We start from the raw sequence: 4,415 nt of genomic DNA, 5'->3' as shown, positions 1-4,415 counted from the left end.
GGGATAGGGAGCCAAGCAATTCGGAAGGGTGGGCATGATTCAGCCGTAGAGTGTTAATACCGCATGACTAGAAATAAACCCATTAATCCAGCCCCCTTAGCTCCCTAGCCTCCCGGCCCTTCGAATGCCGGTAGCCCAGCAGGTGCCTACTCTGGTACGGTGCTCTAAGGTAGCTGGGTCACAATCTTTTGCTGAAACGAGCTTCTGCTGTGGATTGGCTTGGTTTAACCAAACCAATATCTCCCGCTATGATAAGTGCACGTGATCTAGTGTCCCCTGTGTTGTGACCGACTCTGCGATTTCGCCCCCTCTCACAACTGGCTTGCCCCGACAGCGGTGGCAGGTAGCAACGGCAAATGCATCGTTAGCCGCATCCTTGGCCCAGGCTACAGGGCTATCGCCGCTGCTGACCCAGGTATTGATCAACCGGGGCTTGACCACCACCGAGCAGGCGACCGATTTTCTTGACCCCGAGCGGCAGCAGTTGCCCTCGCCCCTGGCCGAGTTTCCTGATTTGGCGGCGAGTTTAGAGCTGCTGGTGACGGCCATTACCACTCAGCAGGCGATCGCGATCTGCGGCGATTACGACGCTGATGGCATGACTAGCACCGCCCTGCTGCTGCGAGCGCTGCGGGCGCTGGGGGCACAGGTTAGCTACACCATTCCCAGCCGCATGGCCGAGGGCTACGGCATCAACACCCGCATCGTGGAAGACTGCTACGCCGAGGGTGTCAGCATTATTTTGACGGTGGACAACGGCATTGCGGCGGTGGCCCCGATCGCCCGGGCAAGAGAGCTGGGCCTGGCGGTAATTATCACTGACCACCACGATATTCCTCCCGAGATTCCGCCAGCCAATGCAATTTTGAACCCCAAGCTCTTGCCGGAAGCCTCGCCCTACCGGGGAGTGGCAGGGGTGGGGGTAGCCTACATTTTGGCGGTGTGTCTAGCCCAGGCGCTGGGGCGCACCCAGGATTTAACTGGGCCACTGCTAGAGCTGTTTACCCTGGGCACCATTGCCGACCTGGCCCCGCTGACGGGGGTAAATCGGCGCTGGGTACGGCGGGGGCTGGGGCTGCTGCCCCGGTCGCGGCTGTTTGGCATTCAGGCGCTGATTCAGGTGGCGGGGCTGGCCGACCAGAGCAAGCCGCTCAAGCCCGAGCACATTGGCTTTCGCCTGGGGCCGCGCATCAACGCGGTGGGCCGGATTAGCGAACCGCAGATTGTGATTGATTTGCTCACCACCGACGATGTAGGGGTGGCGCTGGAGCGGGCCATGCAGTGCGAGCAGATCAATGCTACCCGCCAGGACCTGTGCCAGAGCATTGAGCAGGAGGCGATCGCCTGGTGTGAGCAGCAGCGAGCCCTGGGCACGGTGGATATTGAGCGCGATCGCGTGCTGGTGGTGGTGCAGCCGGGCTGGCATCACGGCGTGATTGGCATTGTGGCTTCGCGGCTGGTGGAGCGCTATGGGGTGCCCGTCTTCATTGGTACCTACGAGGATGACGATCACAAAGTCATTCGCGGGTCGGCTCGGGGCATTCCTGAGTTTGACGTGTTTGCCGCTCTACAAAGCTGCCATGACTTAATGGAAAAGTTTGGCGGCCACCGGGCAGCGGGGGGCTTTTCGTTTCTGGCCAATCGGCTGCGTCAGGTGACAACGCGGCTGTCGCACTATGCCTGCCAAACGCTTACGGTCGATTTGCTCAAGCCCCTGGTTAAAATCGATGCCCAGGCCCAGCTCAGCGACATCGATCAGGGCTTGTTTGACCAGATCGACCACCTGCATCCCTGCGGGATTGAGAACCCCGACCCGGTGTTTTGGACGCCGAACCTGCGGGTGCTAGAGCAGCAGACCGTGGGCCGCAACCGCGACCACCTCAAGCTAGTGCTGGGAGAAGCGGGCGGCAATACCACGATCAAGGCGATCGCCTGGCGCTGGGGCGAGTACTACCCCCTACCCGATCGCCTCGATGTCGCCTACAAGCTCAAGCAAAACGAGTGGCAGGGTACAACCAGCGTGGAGCTAGAGCTAGTGGGGGTGCAGCAGGCGGCGGGGGCTAGCCCGGCTCTGTCTAGCGATCGGGCCGGTGCTACGTCGCCTGCTGCACCCCCTCGCCCGGTTGGGCCATCGCTACCCAAGCTCTCGGCTGGGGGAGCCATTCCCACCTACCAAACCACCCCGCTGCGAGAGAGCGAGGCCGCACCGGGGTATGAGGCTGAGGCAGACCTGCCTAGGGTTATCTCTACGCCAATTTCAGATCCGGTGCAAAACGCTTCTCCTCAGGCTGGCCAGGCCGAGGAAGCCAATCTCACCGAGGCAGCACCGCCCGAAGCGGCAGCACCTAAAACGGCACCGTCTGCAACAACGACAGCGGCGTCTCCCACCACCGAGGCCGACTTTACCTTTAGTAATCGCCGCTACTCAGCGACCACCACCACGGTTGCAGACATCGCGACTCTGACCATCAGTAACCCCGAGGGGCAGCGGCTGGTTGTCAAGCGGGGCGACCCCCAGGGGTGGCTTTACCCCCCCGGCGAGTCGGCCAAACCGATTGACCTCAGCGAACCCCACTACGGCAACTTGGTACGGGCGGGGGCGGGGGCAGTAGAACTACAGCAGATGGCGCAGCGGCTGGCTGAGGCAGAAGCCCTGCTAGCGGAACAAGATGCCCTGCTGACCCAAAAAGATGCGCGGCTAAACGCCCTAGCCGCCGAGAACGCCGCTCTTTTGGCGGCGCAAACCCCAGATCTGCCGGTTCAGCCCGTTCAGCCTGGGGCTGGGCAAAATGGAACGGTGCAAAAAGAATCAGACCCCGCCGAGAAAGCCGCCTTTTTAGCCGCGCAAGTTCAGGCGCTGCCGGTTCAGCCTGAACCGGCCGTTGCCACACCCGTTTCCCCCGAACCCTCGCCCGTTCCCAAGGCCTCCCAGATATCCACGCCGCCCGTGGTTAGCTCGCCTCCGGCTACCAGTAAACCGGCGGTATCGGTCCCGACTCCAGCGCTAAAGCTCGATGAAGCCAAGCAGCAGGTGCGGCAGAACTTAAGCGATCGCGTCTGGTTTTGCCTCAGCGCCGAGAGCCAGAACGATTTGGCGATCGCCATAGCCCATTTGGCCAATGCCAGTGGCCCTGTGGCCGACCCGGCAGCGGTAGGGTTTGCCACAGTGCTAGAGCGCGAGCTGTGGCAGCCCCTGCTGGCCGACTTTGCCCACTACGGTGAGCAAACCGGCGATCGCGACTTGATTGCCCTGGCCAGCGATATGGCTGAGGCCGCAACTTTGGCGGTGCTGCCACCGTTGCTGAGCGAAACCTGGCGATCGCTCACGTCCAAAGCCCTGGCCGCCAAAGCCAAACCTCGCAAAGGTCTGCACGAAACCACTCAGGCCGACACCAGCGAGCCCCCCTTCCCCATTGACGACAGCCACCGGGTCATGCTCGACGAATTTCTTCAGGGGTGGGATCACCCGATTGCTCGGTGGCTGACCGGGGGAGGGGCCGAAGCGGCTTCAGACCTGGCCCAGGTGGCGCAGCTACAGCAGGCTAGCGAGTCTTTGCCCCAGTGGCAAGGGCAAATGCTGCAACATTTGGTGCTGGGGCAACGTCAAAAAAAGGGAATTTTACAGAAAATTTTTGGCTAATCTCCCTGATCTTACGGTTGCTCAGGGTAAGGTGGTCTGGAAGCTTCGCCCAGCTCTGAGTTATCTCGCTTTGCCCCGATGGTCAACCTGCCTTTTCAGCCCCGGTTTTTGCTAGTTTGCGGCCTTTCGGCGGCGCTGGTGTCGTGCACAGGCGAAGGGCAGGGTAGCCGTGGCCCCACTCGGTTTGTCAATATTCAGCCGATTCAGGTGTGCGACGACTTTGGCCTGTTCTGCGCCGACCTGGCCACCTTTGAGGAAGCGACCCGCAAAATTTGGGCTCAGGCCAACCTCGACATTAGTTTTTTGGCCCCCAATCGGCTCAACGCCAGCCGCTTTCTCACCATCGATAGCCAGGACGAGTTTGAGGAACTGTCCTTTGCGGGCGGAGCCGGAGCCTTTGGCCGCAACCCGCTCTCGACCCGCACCTCTGGCCCGATTAGCCTGTGGTTTGTAGAAAGCATTTTTCCCTTCGAAGGGTTCGACACCCTGGGCCTGGGCTGGATTGACCAGAACGGCATTGTAATCGATGACGACATTTTGGCTTTCAACAACGGCATTGGCCGCCTCGACACCGTCGCCCACGAAATTGGCCACAACCTTGGCCTCACCCACGAGGGCTTTGGGGCCGGGGGGGCAAATAACCTGATGACCGATGGTGGCTTTCGCAACTCGCCCAGCACCCTCGATGACATTACCCCCGATGGAGCCAACCTCGATCGCCTCACCAATCGCCAGATTGAGGTCGTCCGCGATAGCCGCCTGACTCGCTCTAGCC

Annotated in this window: 2 protein-coding genes; both read left to right on the top strand. The window is 61.2% G+C overall.

What is annotated here, in order from left to right; genetic code table 11:
- The first annotated feature begins 283 nt into the window (after nt 1–283).
- On the top strand, nt 284–3,640 hold the full coding sequence (recJ, locus tag IQ273_RS35560; protein WP_313898310.1) for a single-stranded-DNA-specific exonuclease RecJ: 3,357 nt from the start codon (nt 284–286) through the stop codon (nt 3,638–3,640).
- A 78-nt stretch (nt 3,641–3,718) separates the two neighbouring features.
- Nucleotides 3,719–4,415 (top strand): zinc-dependent metalloprotease family protein (locus IQ273_RS30965; RefSeq protein WP_194026932.1); only part of this gene is annotated, 697 nt, incomplete at its 3' end.

It is taken from the genome of Nodosilinea sp. LEGE 07298, from assembly GCF_015207265.1.
Classification (GTDB): domain Bacteria; phylum Cyanobacteriota; class Cyanobacteriia; order Phormidesmidales; family Phormidesmidaceae; genus Nodosilinea.
Note: the sequence above shows the minus strand (reverse complement) of the source record. Positions and strands in the feature narration are given on the sequence as shown.